This window comes from Microbulbifer maximicatervae (SeqCode), from assembly GCF_052467325.1.
Window position 1 is genome coordinate 1,788,936 of record NZ_CP174310.1, and the last position, 18,303, is coordinate 1,807,238.

Sequence of the window (18,303 nt, forward strand, 5' to 3'; positions counted from 1 at the left end):
TGGAGATGTAAAAAGTAGCAGCCATGCTTATTAGAGACATTCAACCTCTAATTTTCAAAGCAAGCGCCCTCAACAGCATCAGCCGTATTCCCAACCCAAGAGTTCACACATGGGAAGTTATTATCGCCAAGGTCCGCATTATTATTGTTAGTCGCTTCATTACTAACAATGGTATTGCCTTCTTGACCGTCATCGCAAACAAAAGTATCTCCCGGTAAATAAACACCAGTTGCAGTATTAGTAATTTCCACTCCATTGCCTTCTACAACAGTTTGCGAGATAACATTCCTATCACTACAAACAATCACTCCATACTGATCAAAACCAGATACCATATTCGACAAAAGATAAGAGCTGTCCGCACCCACTTGAAGAATCACCCCCCAAGCTCCACTAGCACTGGTAGATGTAGAGACTTCATTTGCAATAAGTGTAGAATTACTGCCGTTTATAGCTACTCCAATTTCCGTAGTTTCAGAGATTACCGAGTTAGACAATGTATTATTGTCTGACACAAAAGCAACTGAAACGGCATTGCCCTCAAAGGCTATACCTGTCACCGTATGCGCCCCGTTTCCGATTGCCTCTACACCGAACCCACAACCTTGCACCTTACCATTTGATAAAGCTCCCCCAGTGACAACAACTCCAGTGCCATCTAGAAATATCCCATCAACATCAAAATCACACTCAATAGTAAATCCATTTAAATCAAGATAACCGCCAGGTCCAACGACCGTCAGTGCAAGGTCAAACGCTGATGAACAAGACAAATCCTCCGTGAGAACTTCAGCTGTAGTAATGATATCACCGCAGGAGACATCAGCCTTTGCGCCGTAGGATGTAATCAATACACATCCTGCAAACAACATACGAATCAAACCTGAAGGCCGTTTGATGTATCTATCTTTCATAAAATCTCCTCAAACGAAATTATAAACGCCCACCTATAAAGTAGACCTAACCCATATTGGTCTAAATTTGAGAATCAACCATGAGAAATTATTCTCAACGAAAAAGTTATCAGCTTAAGGGGCCTTACTTCGCCTGATAAAACGGGGGCGGATATTCTTTAGTTACCAGGGAATCAGCAATACCAACAACTATTAAATACATTGCTATCACGGCAATACTTGGCTCAGTGAAGCAGCACAATTTTCATCATAAGTGCCAGTTATATTTTGAAACCAGTATTTGGACAAGAAGGATGTTTTCATGTCCAAGACATCAGCAGGAAACAACTCCAAGCTAAAATAACATTGCCAATCGACACTATTAGATAATCTAGTGGCAGCTCGATAAAATCCTATTGTTCAATAAATCTTACCAGGGAAGGATCTATCTTGCAGATATAACCTGTTATTGGATCTTCAACATCAATCAATTTAAAGTCACAAAACTCGAACCCAGGCCCCACCGAACAGCCCACAAGCACGGGGCCTGACATTGGCTCAGCAGCCTGCCAAGCGCCAGCAGGAACAACACAGCAAAATGTATTATTCTCTGCAGAAATTTCAATCTTTTGCAAACAGCTATCCCCCTCAGTCCAAATATAAAGAAACAAGCCGTCCCCCTGATATAAGTTCCAAATTTCATCAGATTCGACCCGGTGAAATTTCGACACTTCACCTTTCTGTAGGGAGAAGTAAATATGCGTCAATGCACTTCGCTTCTGCCCATCCTCCCTTGTTACTTTTGAATTTGACTTAAACACCTGAAGAAATTTCCCGCCTTCAGGATGATCAATTAAGTTATCAGGATTCATGGATTAATCAGCACCTTGTAATCAGAGTTATAAATATGTCTGATATTACATTACCACATAATGCATCAGTGAAATTTAATCCTTATAGAACAACAAGCAAAATGGTTGAGCGGATACGAATTGAACACAGGCTCACCCAGATTACTTTAGGATGAGCCTTGCAGGCAGCTCTAATTTAAGCAGCTGGGGTTAGCAGTAGTAAAAGTATTTCCAAGCCAAACATTGGTATTACTACATGCATTTGCATTTAGTTCTTCCAAGTCAAAAACCGTGTTACTCTCAGATGTATTGTTGAGAATATAATTAAAAAACTGATTATCCGCTTCCATATAGATACCCACTGAACCATTCATCTCAGAGGTGTTCTGGCTATAGTTCCCGAAGCTGGAATCAGCAATATAAATTCCATATCGATTATTATCATATATATAATTTTGGGTTAAATTTGGGGCATCACCATCCAACTGAATCCCATCTAGTAAGTTACTTTCGATAATATTTGAGATCAAGGTATTTCTTAGCCCCGTAACTAATATACCAGTATTACCATTACCATTAGCACTTGAATTAGTAATTAGATTGAAGTCGCTCGATACTGCCAACCCTACAAAGTCATTATTGTTAGCAGAAATATTGGTTACATTATGAAATCCATCACCAGCCAATCTAACCCCCGTCTGGCAGAATGATATAGTACCTGCGCCCTCCAAATACCCCACAAGACCGACAACATCTATGCCTATTGCAGAATTATTGTCACAAGTAATGGTATGACCATTCATATCCAGGCCACCAGTTGGGCCAACAATGGTTATCGCGATATTATCTGTACATACCAAATCATCATCCAAAACTTCTCGGGTGTTAATGGTATCACCACAATCAACCGCCGATGCAAGCCCGGATATTAGCAAGCAAAAAGCACCTGCAAATATAGATAAAGAACACTTCATACCTTGTAATTGCCATATAGCCATCTTACTACCCTCTATAAAATCAGTTAATAATGACCTTCTCCTGAACAGAGTGTGATCCAGCTTGTTAAAAGGGCTATAAGAAATTTCTCTTAAAGAAATGGCAACTAAGTACGGAATCTAAACATCTGTGAATGGTAAATAGTGGCTATCTACGCCAATTAGACAAAACGCAAGAAAGCAGTGTTGGATATGAAGCCAATGGGCCTTTACATGGGAAGTTTAAGGGGGCGGCACTCATTACCCTCCTTTTCCCTCCCCCAAAAAAAATCTGCGCAAATCTACCGCCAGCCTGATTACTATTATTGCTCTTTGTCTCAAGTAACTTTGACACCTTTAATAGTATAAATTAGCGGAATCTCATGTCCTTTAAAAGACAGGTAGTATTTCCCCTTCTCACGCTCCTCCATGCCATCAAAACAGTTGTAAGGACTATACGGGTATTCTTTTAGTTGAGCGATTTGAATACCATATTTTAATAATGCACTCACAACATCGCTAATCGGATGTGACCAGGTGGCTAGGGTAGACTTGTCACCCCGATCATTCTCTGTATAGGTACCCTGCTCTTCAATATCTGGATCGGCTCGATGAAAGTATGTGTAACCAGAGAAAATATCATAAAATGGATGAAATTCTGCGATGTAGAAAGTCCCCCCCGGCTTTAAGCATTGAGCAACAACTGATGCCCATCGTTCAATATCCGGCAACCAACAGAGTGCGCCGTAGGAAGTAAAGACGACATCAAATTCTTTATTGTTTGACTCTCCAAAACTGTAGATATCGTTGCAGATAAACTCTCCATGTAAACCTGAACGATCAGAAAGAACCTGTGCTTCAGCAATGGCTATAGAAGAAATATCAACTCCCGTCACCTTCGCCCCCAATCGAGCCCAAGATAAGGTATCCAATCCAAAATGGCACTGTAAGTGGAGTAAACTTTTTCCAGACACACTACCTATATCTGAAAGCTCGACTTCATTTAAGGTAGATTTTCCGCTTAGAAATCCATCAATATTATAAAATTCAGACTTCACATGAATACGGGTGCGGCTATCCCAGGAGTGTCGGTTAATTTCAAAAAAATCCATGACTCACCTTCTAATTACTTATATTTATCGATTTTATTTAATTATCAAGGGTAAGAAATTTAAATTTACTTGTAAGTCCTATTCCGTTATGCCTCAAGTTCAAGAAAACTAAGATTGCCAATCATTCTAACTATATATTTACAGTAATGCTTCAGCTACAAAAGGCTCTATTGAACTAAATTGCAAGTACAAATCATGATTTACTATAAAGCAGGCTAAGAATCTTTGAGAAAAGCCCTAAATGGGGACAATAGAAGATAGAATCCTTAATCTACGATTGATTATCCTCATCATATCTTAGGCGCGCTTTACGAATCTCGGGATGATGTTCATCTGCCCAAGAGACTAACTTCCACACAGCTGCAGATAACCCCCTTCCCAGGTCAGTTAATTCATACTCCACTTTAACTGGAACCTGCGCAAAGACAGTACGGAGTACAAAACCATCGCGCTCTAAGTCACGCAGGGTTTGCGTCAACATTCGCTGTGAAATCCCTTCAATACGCGACTTCAGGGAGTTGAAGCGATCTGGACCATCAACAAGGGCAAACAATATCAGGATGGACCACTTGTCACCAATTTGAGCTACTACATTACGAACGGGACATTCATCATCATTCACAAACACGCGCCTCTCACTATTTTTATTCTGCGTCCCCACCCTTCCACTCCATAGGTTATCAAAAAGTAACTTAACCACTTAATAGTGCCTTATTGGCAACCAACTCTCAAGTGAGTAACCTAGTATAAATAAGTAACTTAACCCGAAATCACCTATAGACCCATATAGATATATACCCTGTTATGACCCAAGCTCTCTTAGACAAGGCCCTCACCCAATACGCCTCCAATAGACCCTCAACCGCTGACGATATATTTACACCGCAGTTTGTCTCTGTAGGGAAATTTAACATTCGCTTTCTACGCAAGGAAAAACCTCAGGCTCCCAGCCTACTACTGCTGAATGGTCTACCCCAAAGTATTCGCATGTGGGAGTCATCCATTGAAGCATTTAGTGAAAAGTTTGATGTGCTAGCCTTTGATATCCCAGGATTTGGCTTATCAAAAGCGGAGGAAGGAGATATGTCTCCAAGCAGCCTGAGCGAAGCCCTTGTTCAAATAATGAACCATTTTGGCATCAAGCAGGCCCACCTGGTAGGGCCGGATGTGGGTGTGCCTATTGCTTTAGCGGCCGTTATTAACCACCCTCAACGATTCTTGAGTCTCAATATCTTTGACGGCCCAGGCACCTTCCCTCCAAAACTCTCTCCTATTCTTATGGCCGTTGTCAGATCCCGAATGGTTCGCTGGATAGCAAAAGGCTTAAACAAGAAGTCAGTAATGAAAACCAACTTCCTGACTGCCGTCAAAGACGGCTATCACAACTACAAACCCAGCAAACGAGCTATCCAAGAGTACTATGACATAGCCTTTAATAGTGATAGTCACAAGTGCGCCATCAGTTTCTTTGGAAGCTATTCGAAAGAGCTTCCATGGATTGAGAGAAAACTAAATGGTATTAAAGTTCCGACATTGATCACTTGGGGCAAGAGAGATCCATTTGTTTTAGTGGATAATGCGACTGCCTTATCCAAGCATATCCCCAATAGCAAGCTAGTTATATTTGACAACGCATCTCACTTCTCATCGGAAGATGCTGGACAAGAGTATGTTGACTTGATAATCAATTGGGTAGATGGCGGCTTCCTTGAGCATCGTGACGCATGAGTTTTAAATATTCTAAGAACAGATACCTAATCACTAACTGAATTCAAGGTGGCGTTAAACAATTTCGCCACCGATATATTAATGGGGCTCAACTACCATCATTAGAGCGCCCTTTATCAAATTGGTTTTTTAACTCATTAACTTTGACTCTGATTCAGCATCATCCTTCCCCTTTTTGGCCTTAATCTGTGAAACACCAATCAATGCGCGGCCTAGGTCTGAAGCATAAAATCCCGCAGCCAATATTACGAAGGCGCCAAATAATGTAATTCCATCAGGCAGATCTCCGAAGATTACAAAGCCAATAACAATAGCCCAAAATAGTAAAGCGTAACTAAAGGGCTGCAAAATAGAAGCTGGAGTAAGTGCCAGTGCCTTAATCAGTAAATAGTGGCCCATTGCACCTAAGAGCCCATTTAAAATCAACAATTGCCACCCTGATACTGTCGGCTCTACCCAATAAAATGGTGCTAAGCTTCCAAAAATAATAAGACCCATAGTCGCGGTATAGAAAACGGTTGTATCGGCACTATCAAAGTGTGAAACACGGCGTGAAAGCACTTGATATGCGGCCCATAGGATAGCTCCCAAGATGGGGATCAAGGTTTGCCAACCCATCATTCCCATTCCAGGCCTAATGATAATAAGGGCACCTATAAATCCAGCCGCAACACTTACCCAGCTCCTTGTATCTATCCTCTCCCCTAAAAACCATCCAGCCATTAATATTGCGAATAATGGGGTTGTCGCAGCTATAGCATGCACATAAGCCAAAGACATCATACTAAAAGCAAAAACAAATACTGACACCTCAAGGGCGAGAACAATAGAGCGGGCTAATTGAGTGCCAAGTATTTTACTTCGCACTAACTCCAAGCTCCCTTTGAGTCTCGCCAAGCTTATAACGATGAAAAAAAATATCGCGAAACGAATCGCCATTATTTGAACGATAGAATAGTTCTGAACGAGAACCTTACCTGTTGCATCCATACCAGCCAAACAGAGCATTGCCAAAATAGTCAGAATAATTCCACGACTGTCTTTAAACTTCACTTTAAACTCTCTAATAAAGACTACAGATTCTATTGAAGTATGAAATTTCCAATGTGTATACCAAGTTTATCGCCCCAAAATCCTACTGTAATCTTATGCTCGTACTACCCTATCCTCTCTCTTATATATCTCCCAAAGAACCTTCTACCTGCGTGGCTCTAAGCTGAGCATTTTGAGTATTTATTTCGCTGAGAAAGATTGAGTTGGTCTCTTCTGCTAACTTAACGGCTCGATCTGAAGCACTCATTGCACCCTTTAGTTTTCCGCCCAACTTATAGGCAGTTGCCAAACTATCCCATAAAATCTCAGAATCGGGAAATTCCTTAGCTCCCTGCTCTAGGATCTCAATCCCCCAATCAGTCTTACCTTCATAGGCCGCTTTAAGCCCATAGACATTATATTGATGTACAGAAAGTGGAAATAAATAGCCATACTCATCAACTTTAGAACTATAAAACTCTTTTAATTCATTTAAAGACATAACATCAATTTCAGGCACAGCATTCCAACCAGAGAAAACTGCTTGCAACCCCTTTGCATTGCCTACTAAGGGTGTACTGTCATGTGTTTCATTGGGGAATCGTGCATAAGAGAAGTACAATCCTGATCTTGGCATATCATTTAATGCTTGAAGCATACCGTTAAAAGCCGACGGCATTTCATTTGGCTCATTTGCCATACTCAGAAACCATCTAAAAGGCTTATTCTCCTTACTTGCATGGCTACCCTTATAATCATCTATAAGAGATGAATCATCCCACCATAAACTGGGACTAATTGAAATTGCTGCATCAAACATAGATTCATTATTAATTGCCAAGTAACTAGTATATAGCCCAGAAAGTGAGTGACCTGAGATAATAGAATATGGAGAAATTCGATATTTCTCACTCAAGATTCCTGAGAATTCGTCTTCCAAGAATTTTGTCAGTTTGTCAGCTTTGCCTGAGCGCCCCGTGTAGGCTTCGGGTTCAGTGGGAGTAAAATATGCGAGCCGATCCTGAGTGCTGATACCGACCACTATCATTTCAGGTATAACAGCATAGGTACTATAAAAATGTACACTAGACGCCATATGATTAAATTGCGTTGAGCCATCCAATATCACTAGTAGAGGATAAGAAAAACTCTCAGAATGGTGATAGGTATCCGGTAAAGATACGCGAGCTGTAACCTCCTCTCCCAGGATCTCTGAATCTATACGAAAATGTGCTACTTCCCCTAGGACATTAACCGAAAAGAACAAAAATAAAACAAATATACTTCTCATTCAAATACCCTTTCATTACAACTCAACTTACCAGCCCACAGTTTCTAACTCTGTCTTATCATTCAGAGTAATCGTGAGTGAATACCGGAAGATTATCGCTAATACTACACCAAGAGGGCATCTCACTAACCCACATGTGACCAGATATATTAACTTCAGGATTATCATCAAGTAATCCCAGACGAATCCGGCAGAGATTAGATTGGGGTTCTACCTCAACAAAAACCGGGGCAAAACAAGTGGGACAATAGTGCCGAGTTTTTCCTGGTCTAGAAATATATTGTAAAAGCTTCTGGGGAGAACTAATAATCTTAAACTGACTCCTATTCACCAATGCCACCACTGAATAATCAGCTCCACTTAGCTTTCTACATGTTTCACAATAACACTTGCGAACATCCAGTGATTTCTCATTAACTACAAATTTGACACTTTTACAGTGGCAGCTACCATTGATCATATTAAACCCCCAACTCAAAATAATGGCTTAAGGTATCTATTCGAGCTGTGCAGAATACCATTTACCTTATAAAAGGTAATAGTTATCGATAAAAGCCCCACTTTGAGCACACTGAAGTTTGATGACAAGACTAAGGTAAACAGAGTCCCAGTGGTAAATTAGCTATGAAAGATGAGAGCAACCTAAACCTCTTAGGCTGCACAGGAATAAAGCGCCAGGATCTAACTTATCCCGGCACTAGTACGCTCTTAATTTTCAGTTACTGTAGAGGAAAGCTTGAAGTGGCTGAGAGCCTTTTCAGCAATTTCTTTACCATATTCCTGCACAAAGTGGCCCGCCTCCGCTATTTTGAGAGGCTCGGGGCAGTTTTTGATGGTTCCCCTCAGCAACTCCATCACTTTCTCACCAAGTACAAAGTCCCTCATTCCAATCGCCATAAAGCTCTCACCACCCCAGCTCCTAGACCAGAATTCTCGAGCCCTTACCCCTAGCTCTGCTCCCTCCATATCAGGATCAACCGGTACAATTGACGGGAATCGACGAACGCCAGCCTTATAGCGGTTGTCTGGAAAAGGGGCATCATAGGCTACTATATCGAATAAATTGACCTCAGATTGAGCATCATTGGCAATGAGCCCTCCCACAGGGATTTCAGGCACATTGACAGAGAAGTTCCGCCAGTGGTAGAACCCCTCTGATGCGCCATCCCCTGCTGCGATAGCCGTATTCATTACCAGTAATCGGGTAAATCTATCCGGCATATCCATTGGAAGTGTCAATCCCAGAAGTCCACCCCAATCCTGACAAACCAGCGTAATATTCTTAAGATCCAAATGCTCAATCAAACGCATCAGGCTGTTACGATGGAAGTTAAAAGTGTACACATCTTCATTGACGGGCTTATCTGAGCGACCAAATCCAAACAAATCTGGAGCAATTACCCGGTGTCCTGCCTCAACAAAAACTGGGATCATTTTCCGATATAAGTAACCCCAACTGGGCTCCCCATGGAGGCAAAGAAAGGTGGTATCCGAATCCTGCTCCCCCTCATCGATATATGCCATACGCATAGAATCATAGCCTTCCAGGCTATCAATATAGTTAGGGGTATACGGAAAACCCGGTAGTAAAGAAAAACGCTCCTCAGGAGTTCTCAATCGTTCAATAGACATCGGCAACCCTCTTTTAGTTGAAAGTTAAGTTAGCGCCTTGCTTCTGAAAAGCTAGATCAGTGGGAATCCAGAGATCATCCATTGTGGCGCTTTTATCGGTGCTTCAAATCTGAAAAGGTAACTGTAGAAAAATACCTATTATCCTACTAGATAATAAGGATAAATATGCTCCTAAAACATGGCACGATCTCTAATTTTTACATTTAGAAACCTTATTAGGCGCCAGATCACTTAAATTACCTCATAATGCCAATCTGGCAAGTCTGAAACCATTGAGCTAAGTACAGCCGATTAATCAAACTTCTTACCATTAAAAACATGTTAGATGTATTGAAATACCCATCTGGATGTAAGCTGTCTACCAGCAATATATCTCAATTATCAGTGAACAGGAATTGAGCCTAGGAGAAATTAGGCTACAAAAGTCACTGGGATGCATATATCACTGTAAGAACAATATCTCTCATGACTATGAATCATGGACAACACCTCAATACACTTTACCAAAGCCCGCCAAGATCCAGCCCCTTTTCACTGGAGAATCCATTTCTACTTCCCTGGCGAACAGGGTTTTGGGTGCTGACTCCATGATTTTATACCCCCTATTATCAACATAAGTAACTAAAGCAACATGGGCAATATATCCTTTTTCAGTCTTTCTATAAAAAACCAAATCCCCCAACTGCGGCTTATAAGATGCTGGTTTCAAAGATTGAATTGACTTGAAATAGGAATATAGATTTCTTGCTCGGCGATGGAAAAATGGATTCTCTGGATTATTACCATTTCGAGCATCATAAAAATTTGGATTTTCTACAAAACTATCTCTCAATAAGACCTGAAATGAATATCCAGCCATTCCGTAAGCGATATTAGGTACATCACTACAGACAATAAATCCAAGTTTCCCTCCTATATTATTATACATCCCCATCAGTGGATCATAAGGCGTAAACCAAAGAGAATATGCATTATCGACAACCAGATTAACATTTGGAAGGCCATGATGATTGGTAAAACTTCTTTCCCCCTTATAGGTAGAAAAATAGACGAGTAGTGGTATTGCCAAAACAACAACAAGAAAGCCAATAAATTTTTTCATATTACCAAAAATGTACCAACCCAAAATCACTAATACATATGAAACATTACTAAACTAATAATAGGTGGGGGAAAAGAGTACAGCTAACAAACCCTTACGCCACCTTAATGCCACTTTTTAGTCCGAACGTCAACATACAGCTAGCAATAGGAATTGGGGTAACTGCTCATAACTTAGTAGAACTATCTTCCACTGCCAAGTTAAATTTGTATACGAACGTTAAGGTTTCACACCTGCAATGACCTTGGGGTTCTCCACCTCGACTCTAATTTCGTTTCATGAAAGCAGTTTGACCACATACTTTATTGGAGAGGCTCCGGAAGGATTTGGGTTAGACCACAAAGATCGAAGCTCCATTATTTGTATGGATTTGAAAATGGATAGTAGTTAAATTTTTCAGGCAATAAAAAAGCCGCACACTGGAGAAGTATGCGGCAAAGCTTGGAAGCCTATGGGAGAGGCATGAGGTTAAAAATCGTACGCGAAGCTAAGCTTGATATTGCGCGGTAAGATGTAGCGGACATTAGACGCTAGCGGATCGCGGGGATCACCTTCGGTGATACCATCTTCATCAGTTAAGTTGTCCACAGCCAACTGGACAGTAATATCATTGATATAAGCCACCGCACCCAGATCAACTTTTGTGTAGGCTGGCAAAGTTACTTCATTGTTGCTTCCATTAAAGCGATCACCCACCCGACTGATATCGGTATACACAGCCATATCAATGTCATTCAGTGTGAAATCATAATTCTGGCTCAGGCGCACCTGGTATTCAGGCTGACGCATAACCTGGTTGCCTTCATATTCACCACTCGTGATTTCTGGCTTTTGCAGGGTAGTATTTAACCCAAAGGTGAAATCTCCCCAGTGAACTTTACCGTCCAATTCTAGACCAAGCGCCTCTGTCTCCAAACGAGTACAGGTACTGCTGCCGATGATACAGTCAGGCATACCCTGGGTTTCGTTGTAGAACAGCGTCGCAAAGAGGGAGTAATCTTGCTCCTGTAATTTATAACCCAGTTCGTATTGCTCAATGTCGATCACAAGATCAGACCCAGCAATGAAGCTGTCACCAAACTCTCGATAGTTGTCAAAGTCTGCGAATTTAAAACCGGAGTTTATACGGAAGAATGTGCCCATATTTTCGGCAAATGCCCAGTCCACTGCCGCAGTGTAGGCAGTACCATTTTCGTCTGCTTTATAGGTGGTAAAATTACCGTCACGTTCATCATCATCCACGGAGTAATTGGTTTTGCGGTTTGCGGAACGCACTCCCAGATCGAAAGTGAAATCTCCTAAGTAAAACTCGCCGGCAAGGTAAAGCGCGTTTTCACGGGCATCACCCACAGCATCCACATCATATTTCCAGTCACAAGTTGAGATATCAGCGGATGTATTACAGGCAAGGTCTCCTGTAAGCTCAGAACCATCTGCAGCTCCTGTGATCAGCTCCCCATCTTGACCCAATACATAGTATTTCTGGTTACCCAGGGACCACCATTCATCAACTTCCCAGCTTGAGGTGTAATAACCGGCAGTTAACTTAAAGTTATCCCACTCTTTTGCCAGGCTAATGTCATTTGTCGTAGCCTCGATATCTTTGCGTACTACCCAGGCACCAAACTGCTGTACCACAGTATCGCCACTAAGTTCGTTTCCAGAGGCGGTTACTACTGCTTGGTCAGTAAGAGAATTTAGCGATACGGGCGCACCATTAGGAACAAAACCCAAAGTATCAGCGTTACCTGCGGTAAGCCCAAAGCGCTCGGTGAGACTCCATCCATCGCCCAGGTCTAGCTCCAGATAAGCACCGGCTACATTTCCATTCCACCCGCGCCCTTCGCCCATATCGAAAGTTTCCCAGGTAGTTTCTGAGCCGCCATTACCGTCAGCCTGAGTGATAGGTACAGAAACCTTGCGATTACTGGGGCCTACCTGGGTGTAATCTGTTTCCAGAAATGCAGCATTGGGCAAATACCAGGTACCAGTATCTTTTGTATCCCGGATGTAAAAACCCGCTTTGCCGTTATCCATCTCTTTGGTGATGTGCAGGGTAAATTGATGCCCTTCTTCCGCATCAAAACCCGCATCGCGAATACCTGGGGAGGAAGATACGTAGCCCCCGACCATGTAATAAACATCATCTGCGAGCTTACCAGTCATTAGGGCATCTGTTCGCTGCAGATCATAGTCAGATAAAGTGTACTTAAAGCGCCCCTCAGTCTCTTCAGTACCTTCTTTTAAGATAAAGTTGGTAGTCAGACCTGGCTGGCCATTGGAGAAAACCGGATTAGGTCCACCGCGTAGAGCTTCCACTCGCTGAATAGTTTCATCGACACGAAATAGAGAAGAGTTTTCTAAAAATGAGAGTGTTGGCGCTGGATACAGAGGCAATCCGTTCATGGATACCGTGACAAAGGGAGCATCACTACCGCCGGGGAAACCGCGAACATCGATATTTGCCCCAGAAACACCGCCAGAGCTCTCAACCCACAGGCCTGGAACGGACTTCAACAGGTCTGCAGTACTTGAAGGAGAGGCTTTGCTAATCTCATCATCACTTAAAGTTGTGATAGAAAAGCTGGCATCCAGCTTACGCATGCCCGCACCGCCTGGGGTGCCAGTTGTGATGACTTCCTCCATCACCATATCGTTTTCAGGGCTAATTTCTTGGGCTGCGGCATAGCCGCAAAGACCAACGGAGAGCGCGGCCATGGATACGGCCTGCGCCAATGGTTTCTTGCTCATCAACTCTTCCCTCTCGTCGTCATTCTTATCTGTTCTGATACTTCGGTGCTATTTTTATAAAGCTTTATGCAATCGATTGCATAAGGAGTTGCTAAACGCTACTAGATGCACCGTGCTTTAACTATAATGTGCAAATGCAATCGATTGCAAATTGAATTAATGGCTAGATTTGAGTGACTAGTCATCCGTTAGACCTTCGTAGATCAAGAATTGAGGGGTAGGGGCAGGTTTTCTGCCATTGGTAGAAGTTCATATTTGGAAACTACACCCGGATGTTCTTAGATTTAGTATGTAGGGCTGTCCAAATGTGGCGCCAAATTATTGATTCTAGAAGCATTCGACGACGAGTGGTTCCATGTAAGTGCCAAGCGGCCAGGAGAGTTATCATGGAAAAAGGCAAGTGCCAACAGGCGGAGCATCATTCACATACCCATAATAGCCACTGTGGCCACACAGCCATTCGCCATGGGGACCATATCTGCTACCTCCATGACGGCCACCTACACCATCCCCACAAAGACCACTACGACGAGCACGTCTTGGAAGTAAGCACCCAAAACCCGGAGGGTTGCCACCCTGTTACAGGGGGCTACGACAGCTCCCATGTCCACGGCAAAAACTGTGGCCATGAGCAGGTTCCCCACGGAGATCATGTTGACTACCTGGTTAACGGGCGACTTCACCATGTTCATGGTGATCACTGTGATGACCATGGGCCGGTCGAACTGGCTAAACATCAGTAAGCCTGCTAGCCAAAACTTGGCGAGGCCAAGATTTATAGCAATCCAAAGTTTTCTGGGCGCCGATCACATAAGCTGAGATTTTATTTCTACTGACGGCGCCCTTTCATGTGCAGATCACGTTTTAGCCGCTATCTATGCCTATGCCATTAAATAAACTTCTTCGAATTTGAGTCTCAGATCAATTCATTAACACTAAAGACTTTTGCATTAAAAACTCCTGAAATAAAAATTTCTGGGCAACCTAAATGAAAGCCCCACCGAAGAGAAAGAAAAGTACATTGGCCAACCTGTTTTCTAGTGCTGAAGACGAAAAGGAGTTGCTAAGCAATTCCTTTTTGGCGAGATCTTTCAAAAAGGGGCCATCCTTTTGTTCAACGCAAGGGGAATTATTGAAGAAGATTTCTTTGATGATCTGGAGGTAATAGACTTGGCAGTGAAAGCCGGCGAAAGCCTTATTTTCTCACCCCTAAATATTCACACATCTTATGCAAACACATCAAAAGATAAATCTCGATTTTCGTTTGCCAGGAGGTATACAGATAATCACGTAAAAGTTGCTCCTTATGGCAAAGACAACGTTTCAACCATGAAGGACTTGCTGGAATTCACATTGCAATTTTCAGGTGTTTGGCAAAGATTCTTACGACTACAGTGAAATCCTGGATGATGATGAGTCTACTTCAGAATAGACATTACCCCTCCTGCTATAGGGCAATTAGCAGTAAAAGCATTATTTCGGTAAGTTTGGTAATATAGTTTAAAGAAATATAAGTAATGTAGCTTCCTCTCAATATCCTAAAAAACTAGTGGCAGCACTAGCTTGAGCAGTCCTCCACACGACACTTTATCTTTAGCACTAAACTGTATATATTTCGACGAATATAGAACTTATGACCAAATCATGATGGAAATCGAAGAAGTAGCCAAATCACTCAAAGAGCTGGGACACCCAACCCGCTTGTTGATCTACAAAAAAGTAGTCAAAGCTGGCCTACCGGGTATTCCTGTAGGCAACATCCAGGAGCAGTTAGATATCCCCGGGTCAACCCTTTCCCACCATATTTCCAGTCTGATTTCGGCGGGATTGATCTTCCAGCGTCGTGAGAGCCGAACCCTGTTCTGCGTAGCCGAATATCAGCACTTAACTGAGGTTATTCAGTTTTTACAAGATGAATGCTGTCACGATGATTTCAATACACCGATAAAGTGTCCTGATATCAAGTGTGCGGTACCGGATCAGCACTGAACAATGTCGCTCCTGCTTTGGGCGACCTCTATCGATGACGTCCGAACTTTCCTCTCTTCACCCCGATAGGTACATGTAGGCCCTAAATTCTGCATTAGGTACCGCTAGAATGACCATTCACAGCAATAGCCAGCTTTAGTTGGCTCCCTCCCCTTGATACCTTTCTTAGATACCTCGGAAATAACTCGAACACACACCTTTACTTAACACCTATATTTCCATTATTCTAGAAATATCATATCATTTGAGTTGTGTACCCCAGCATACAAAGGCCTGAGGAAACCATGAAAAAGAGCCATCCAAACGCCATTCAGGCAGCCAATGAAGCGGTAGAGTGGGGGCTTGCCCATGGCTTGGCTTTCAAATCTAGTCGTGGCTCAGCGAGCCATGTTCCTTTTAGCCTTACCCCAAGTACTATCGCTCTGGAACGGTTTGAGACGTTAAAGAAAGCAGTACCCCTATTGGGAAAGCTGATCCATCAAGTTTCAGAAGATCACCAATTTCTTCACGAAGCTATCAGTCCTGTTGCACATGGAGACCCGTTTTTCGGTGCCTTACTCGCCATGCATGGTCAAATAAAAAATGCGCCCCGCCTCCCCCTCCTGATTATGAGAAGTGACTTTATGGACGATGTGAGCCAAGGACCAAAGCTCATTGAGTTCAATGGAATCGCAGCAGGAATGGGGCCCTTTGGGCAGCGTATTTACGAGTTGCACCAATTCATCCGCTCGCAAAGTCCTGAGACCTATTCCAATTGGTCCAATACTTCGAACGGCCAACCTATAGAGAACCCAGCAATTGAGCGACTCTCCCAAGGCCTTGCCGATGCGACAAGAGCCATCAAAAGCGAATTTGGAGATGGTGGCAGCCCAACATTTCTAATGGTGATACAGGAGTATGAGGACAATGTCTTCGACCAACACCTTCTTGAATATGCCTTAGCTGAAAAAGGCATACGTACGGTACGAAAGACCTTTCGCGAACTCAAAGCGGGCCTGGTAACAGGCCCCAACAATAGGCTCCTGCTGCAAGGAATAGGCCCTGTAGATTGCGTGTATTTACGAGCCGGCTACAACTACTGTGATTATGTCGCCAAAGACCTGGATAGCGAGCGCTGCTGTGAAACACTGATGCAATCGCGAATTTTGCTTGAGAGCCATCGGATCGCAATTAATGCAACCGTAAGCCAACAACTGGCTACCAGCAAGCGTGTACAAATGATCCTTTCGTCCATGTCAGTAGAAACGCTAACCGGATTCAATGTATCCCAAGATGAAGCGGTTCTAATCAAGTCATTACTTGGCGACATGCAACCAATTTCATCAGAGACGATAGGATGGTTCAGTCAGCAGAACGCCTCTAAGTGGGTGCTCAAAAATCAGGGAGAAGGCGGCGGGCACTGTGTCTTTGGCCAGGATATCAAGCTGAAACTCAAACAGCTCTCAGTAGACGAATACCCTGCCTGGGCACTAATGCCACGCTTGAGCCCGCCCCCTAGAAACAATCCCGCCCTGGTAGTCAGAGACTCTGAATTATATTTAGTAGGCGATTTAATCAGTGAAATAGGTATGTTTACTATTCATTTCAATGGTCAACCAGCTACTTCAGAGCAAGGTTTTGCTGGCTACTTAGTTCGGAGTAAATCCTCTCAGGAAATGGAGGGTGGCGTGCATAGTGGCAAGGGCGTTTTAGATTCACTGATATCCAATGTCGCCTGACAACATCACAAGCGATCAGTAAAAGGGATCTCTTGGCACCATAAATCACACTTCAAAGCTAATGAAAACACACTGACAAAATTCATTATTTCTATATTTCTGGTACTAACAAATTAAATTAAGGAGCTAAAACAATGCCCCCAGAGTTCGTATCCATGCTAGAAGAAGCTCTCTCTATGTTTGCTTTTCTTGCAGTTGAGCTGACAGTATTATTTTTAGCTATCAGCTACCTCGTTGGTGTATTGCAGCAGTACATTACACCGGAAAAAATCCAAGCGACCCTAAGCTCACGCAATGGCCGAGGCTACGTAATAGCCGCATTACTTGGCTCCATTACACCTTTCTGTTCATGCTCTACTATTCCATTTTTGAAGGGACTACTTCGCGCCCGCGCTGGTTTCGGACCAATGATGGTGTTCCTATTCTCCAGCCCTCTACTTAATCCGATTGTTATTGGCTTGTTGATCTTTACATTTGGTCTCAACGTAGCGATTTTTTATTTCACTCTAGCGATGACTGTGTCAATTTCTGCGGGATTTGCACTGGAAAAATTTGGATTCGAGCGTTTTGTCCGCGATGGCGTCTACCGAGACACAAATAGTAAAAATCCCCCTTCACCCAATGAGAACAAAGGGATAGCCAATAATCTGGCATTTAATAATGGAGTCTTGACTACAACTGGCGCAACCAATACAGCAACAATATCTTCTCTATCATCAGCTGCAAAAACTGGAGAAACTACAACCTGCTGTATCAATACTCCGGCAAATAGCTGTGATTCTGAGGGGGGAGTAGAAACCCAGAAACTAAATCGCTGGGTCATTATTTGGAATTCCACCTGGAAAGATTTTAAAAAAACACTCCCCTATTTACTGCTCGGTATTTCTCTGGGATCACTCATTTACGGATTTATTCCTACTGATTTGATCGTAACCTACGCAGGAGAAAACAAGTGGTACGCGATTCCAATTGCAGCTGTAATCGGTATTCCACTCTATATACGTGCCTCTGCTGTTATCCCTCTGAGTGCTGGTTTGGTGCAAAAGGGCATGGCTCTCGGATCGGTAATGGCACTAATTATCGGCAGTGCTGGCGCCAGCCTGACAGAAGTTATCCTATTAAGGTCCATCTTTAAAACCCAGATGATCACAGCATTTTTAGTGGTGGTTTTAGGTATGGCTGTCACAGCCGGTTACCTGTACACCCTTCTGTTTTAATTCCAGGTATTTT

The 18,303-nt window shown here is 42.9% G+C and carries 17 protein-coding genes; 6 read left to right on the forward strand and 11 right to left on the reverse strand.

All coding sequences use genetic code 11. The features are described from left to right. Positions 1-47: 47 nt before the first annotated feature. The 5 genes from ACJJIE_RS08065 to ACJJIE_RS08085 form a co-directional block, all read right to left on the reverse strand. Positions 48-914: a NosD domain-containing protein gene (locus ACJJIE_RS08065; protein WP_444894237.1), complete on the reverse strand. Its 867-nt coding sequence runs from the start codon at positions 912-914 to the stop codon at positions 48-50. Positions 915-1,306: 392 nt separating this feature from the next. Further along, the gene (locus ACJJIE_RS08070) at positions 1,307-1,765 is read right to left on the reverse strand and encodes a cupin domain-containing protein (protein ID WP_444894238.1); all 459 of its coding nucleotides are present in this window, start codon (positions 1,763-1,765) and stop codon (positions 1,307-1,309) included. 170 nt (positions 1,766-1,935) lie between these two features. After that, positions 1,936-2,742, reverse strand: a complete 807-nt coding sequence (locus tag ACJJIE_RS08075) for a right-handed parallel beta-helix repeat-containing protein (RefSeq protein WP_444894239.1) — start codon at positions 2,740-2,742, stop codon at positions 1,936-1,938. Positions 2,743-3,056: 314 nt separating this feature from the next. Continuing rightward, the gene (locus ACJJIE_RS08080; protein ID WP_444894240.1) at positions 3,057-3,830 is read right to left on the reverse strand and encodes a class I SAM-dependent methyltransferase; all 774 of its coding nucleotides are present in this window, start codon (positions 3,828-3,830) and stop codon (positions 3,057-3,059) included. Positions 3,831-4,101: 271 nt separating this feature from the next. Next, entirely contained in the window at positions 4,102-4,452 is a 351-nt protein-coding gene (locus tag ACJJIE_RS08085; protein WP_282933302.1) for a winged helix-turn-helix transcriptional regulator, read from the reverse strand. A gap of 182 nt (positions 4,453-4,634) precedes the next feature. Here ACJJIE_RS08085 and ACJJIE_RS08090 point away from each other — a divergent pair, with 182 nt between their 5' ends. After that, a complete protein-coding gene (locus tag ACJJIE_RS08090; RefSeq protein ID WP_282933303.1) occupies positions 4,635-5,558 on the forward strand; it encodes an alpha/beta fold hydrolase in 924 nt (307 codons plus the stop codon). A 129-nt stretch (positions 5,559-5,687) separates the two neighbouring features. On the opposite strand, the gene ACJJIE_RS08095 is transcribed toward ACJJIE_RS08090, so the two are convergent. The 6 genes from ACJJIE_RS08095 to ACJJIE_RS08120 all read right to left on the reverse strand — a co-directional run bounded on the left by ACJJIE_RS08095 (position 5,688) and on the right by ACJJIE_RS08120 (position 13,366). Beyond that, positions 5,688-6,611, reverse strand: a complete 924-nt coding sequence (locus ACJJIE_RS08095) for a DMT family transporter (RefSeq protein ID WP_444894241.1) — start codon at positions 6,609-6,611, stop codon at positions 5,688-5,690. Between the two features lie 121 nt (positions 6,612-6,732). Continuing rightward, positions 6,733-7,881, reverse strand: coding sequence for an alpha/beta hydrolase-fold protein (locus ACJJIE_RS08100; RefSeq protein WP_444894242.1), 1,149 nt, complete (start codon positions 7,879-7,881; stop codon positions 6,733-6,735). Between the two features lie 58 nt (positions 7,882-7,939). Continuing rightward, positions 7,940-8,341 carry a GFA family protein gene (locus ACJJIE_RS08105; protein ID WP_444894243.1) on the reverse strand — a complete coding sequence of 134 codons (402 nt, stop codon included), beginning with the start codon at positions 8,339-8,341 and terminating at the stop codon, positions 7,940-7,942. A 248-nt stretch (positions 8,342-8,589) separates the two neighbouring features. Further along, on the reverse strand, positions 8,590-9,513 hold the full coding sequence (locus tag ACJJIE_RS08110; protein WP_444894244.1) for a haloalkane dehalogenase: 924 nt from the start codon (positions 9,511-9,513) through the stop codon (positions 8,590-8,592). Between the two features lie 490 nt (positions 9,514-10,003). Further along, entirely contained in the window at positions 10,004-10,615 is a 612-nt protein-coding gene (locus ACJJIE_RS08115; RefSeq protein ID WP_444894245.1) for a CHAP domain-containing protein, read from the reverse strand. Between the two features lie 468 nt (positions 10,616-11,083). Continuing rightward, on the reverse strand, positions 11,084-13,366 hold the full coding sequence (locus tag ACJJIE_RS08120) for a TonB-dependent receptor (RefSeq protein WP_444894246.1): 2,283 nt from the start codon (positions 13,364-13,366) through the stop codon (positions 11,084-11,086). A gap of 386 nt (positions 13,367-13,752) precedes the next feature. Here ACJJIE_RS08120 and ACJJIE_RS08125 point away from each other — a divergent pair, with 386 nt between their 5' ends. The 5 genes from ACJJIE_RS08125 (at position 13,753) to ACJJIE_RS08145 (ending at position 18,290) form a co-directional block, all read left to right on the forward strand. Beyond that, the gene (locus ACJJIE_RS08125; protein ID WP_282933309.1) at positions 13,753-14,109 is read left to right on the forward strand and encodes a hypothetical protein; all 357 of its coding nucleotides are present in this window, start codon (positions 13,753-13,755) and stop codon (positions 14,107-14,109) included. Between the two features lie 367 nt (positions 14,110-14,476). After that, positions 14,477-14,764 (forward strand): phytanoyl-CoA dioxygenase family protein, encoded by a 288-nt coding sequence (locus tag ACJJIE_RS08130; protein ID WP_444894247.1) that lies wholly within the window; start codon positions 14,477-14,479, stop codon positions 14,762-14,764. Positions 14,765-15,010: 246 nt separating this feature from the next. Further along, complete coding sequence (locus ACJJIE_RS08135) at positions 15,011-15,355, forward strand: ArsR/SmtB family transcription factor (protein WP_413665278.1); 345 nt, start codon at positions 15,011-15,013, stop codon at positions 15,353-15,355. A gap of 284 nt (positions 15,356-15,639) precedes the next feature. Next, positions 15,640-17,073 carry a hypothetical protein gene (locus ACJJIE_RS08140; RefSeq protein WP_444894248.1) on the forward strand — a complete coding sequence of 478 codons (1,434 nt, stop codon included), beginning with the start codon at positions 15,640-15,642 and terminating at the stop codon, positions 17,071-17,073. 134 nt (positions 17,074-17,207) lie between these two features. Continuing rightward, positions 17,208-18,290: a permease gene (locus ACJJIE_RS08145; RefSeq protein ID WP_444894249.1), complete on the forward strand. Its 1,083-nt coding sequence runs from the start codon at positions 17,208-17,210 to the stop codon at positions 18,288-18,290. The last annotated feature ends 13 nt before the right edge of the window (positions 18,291-18,303 follow it).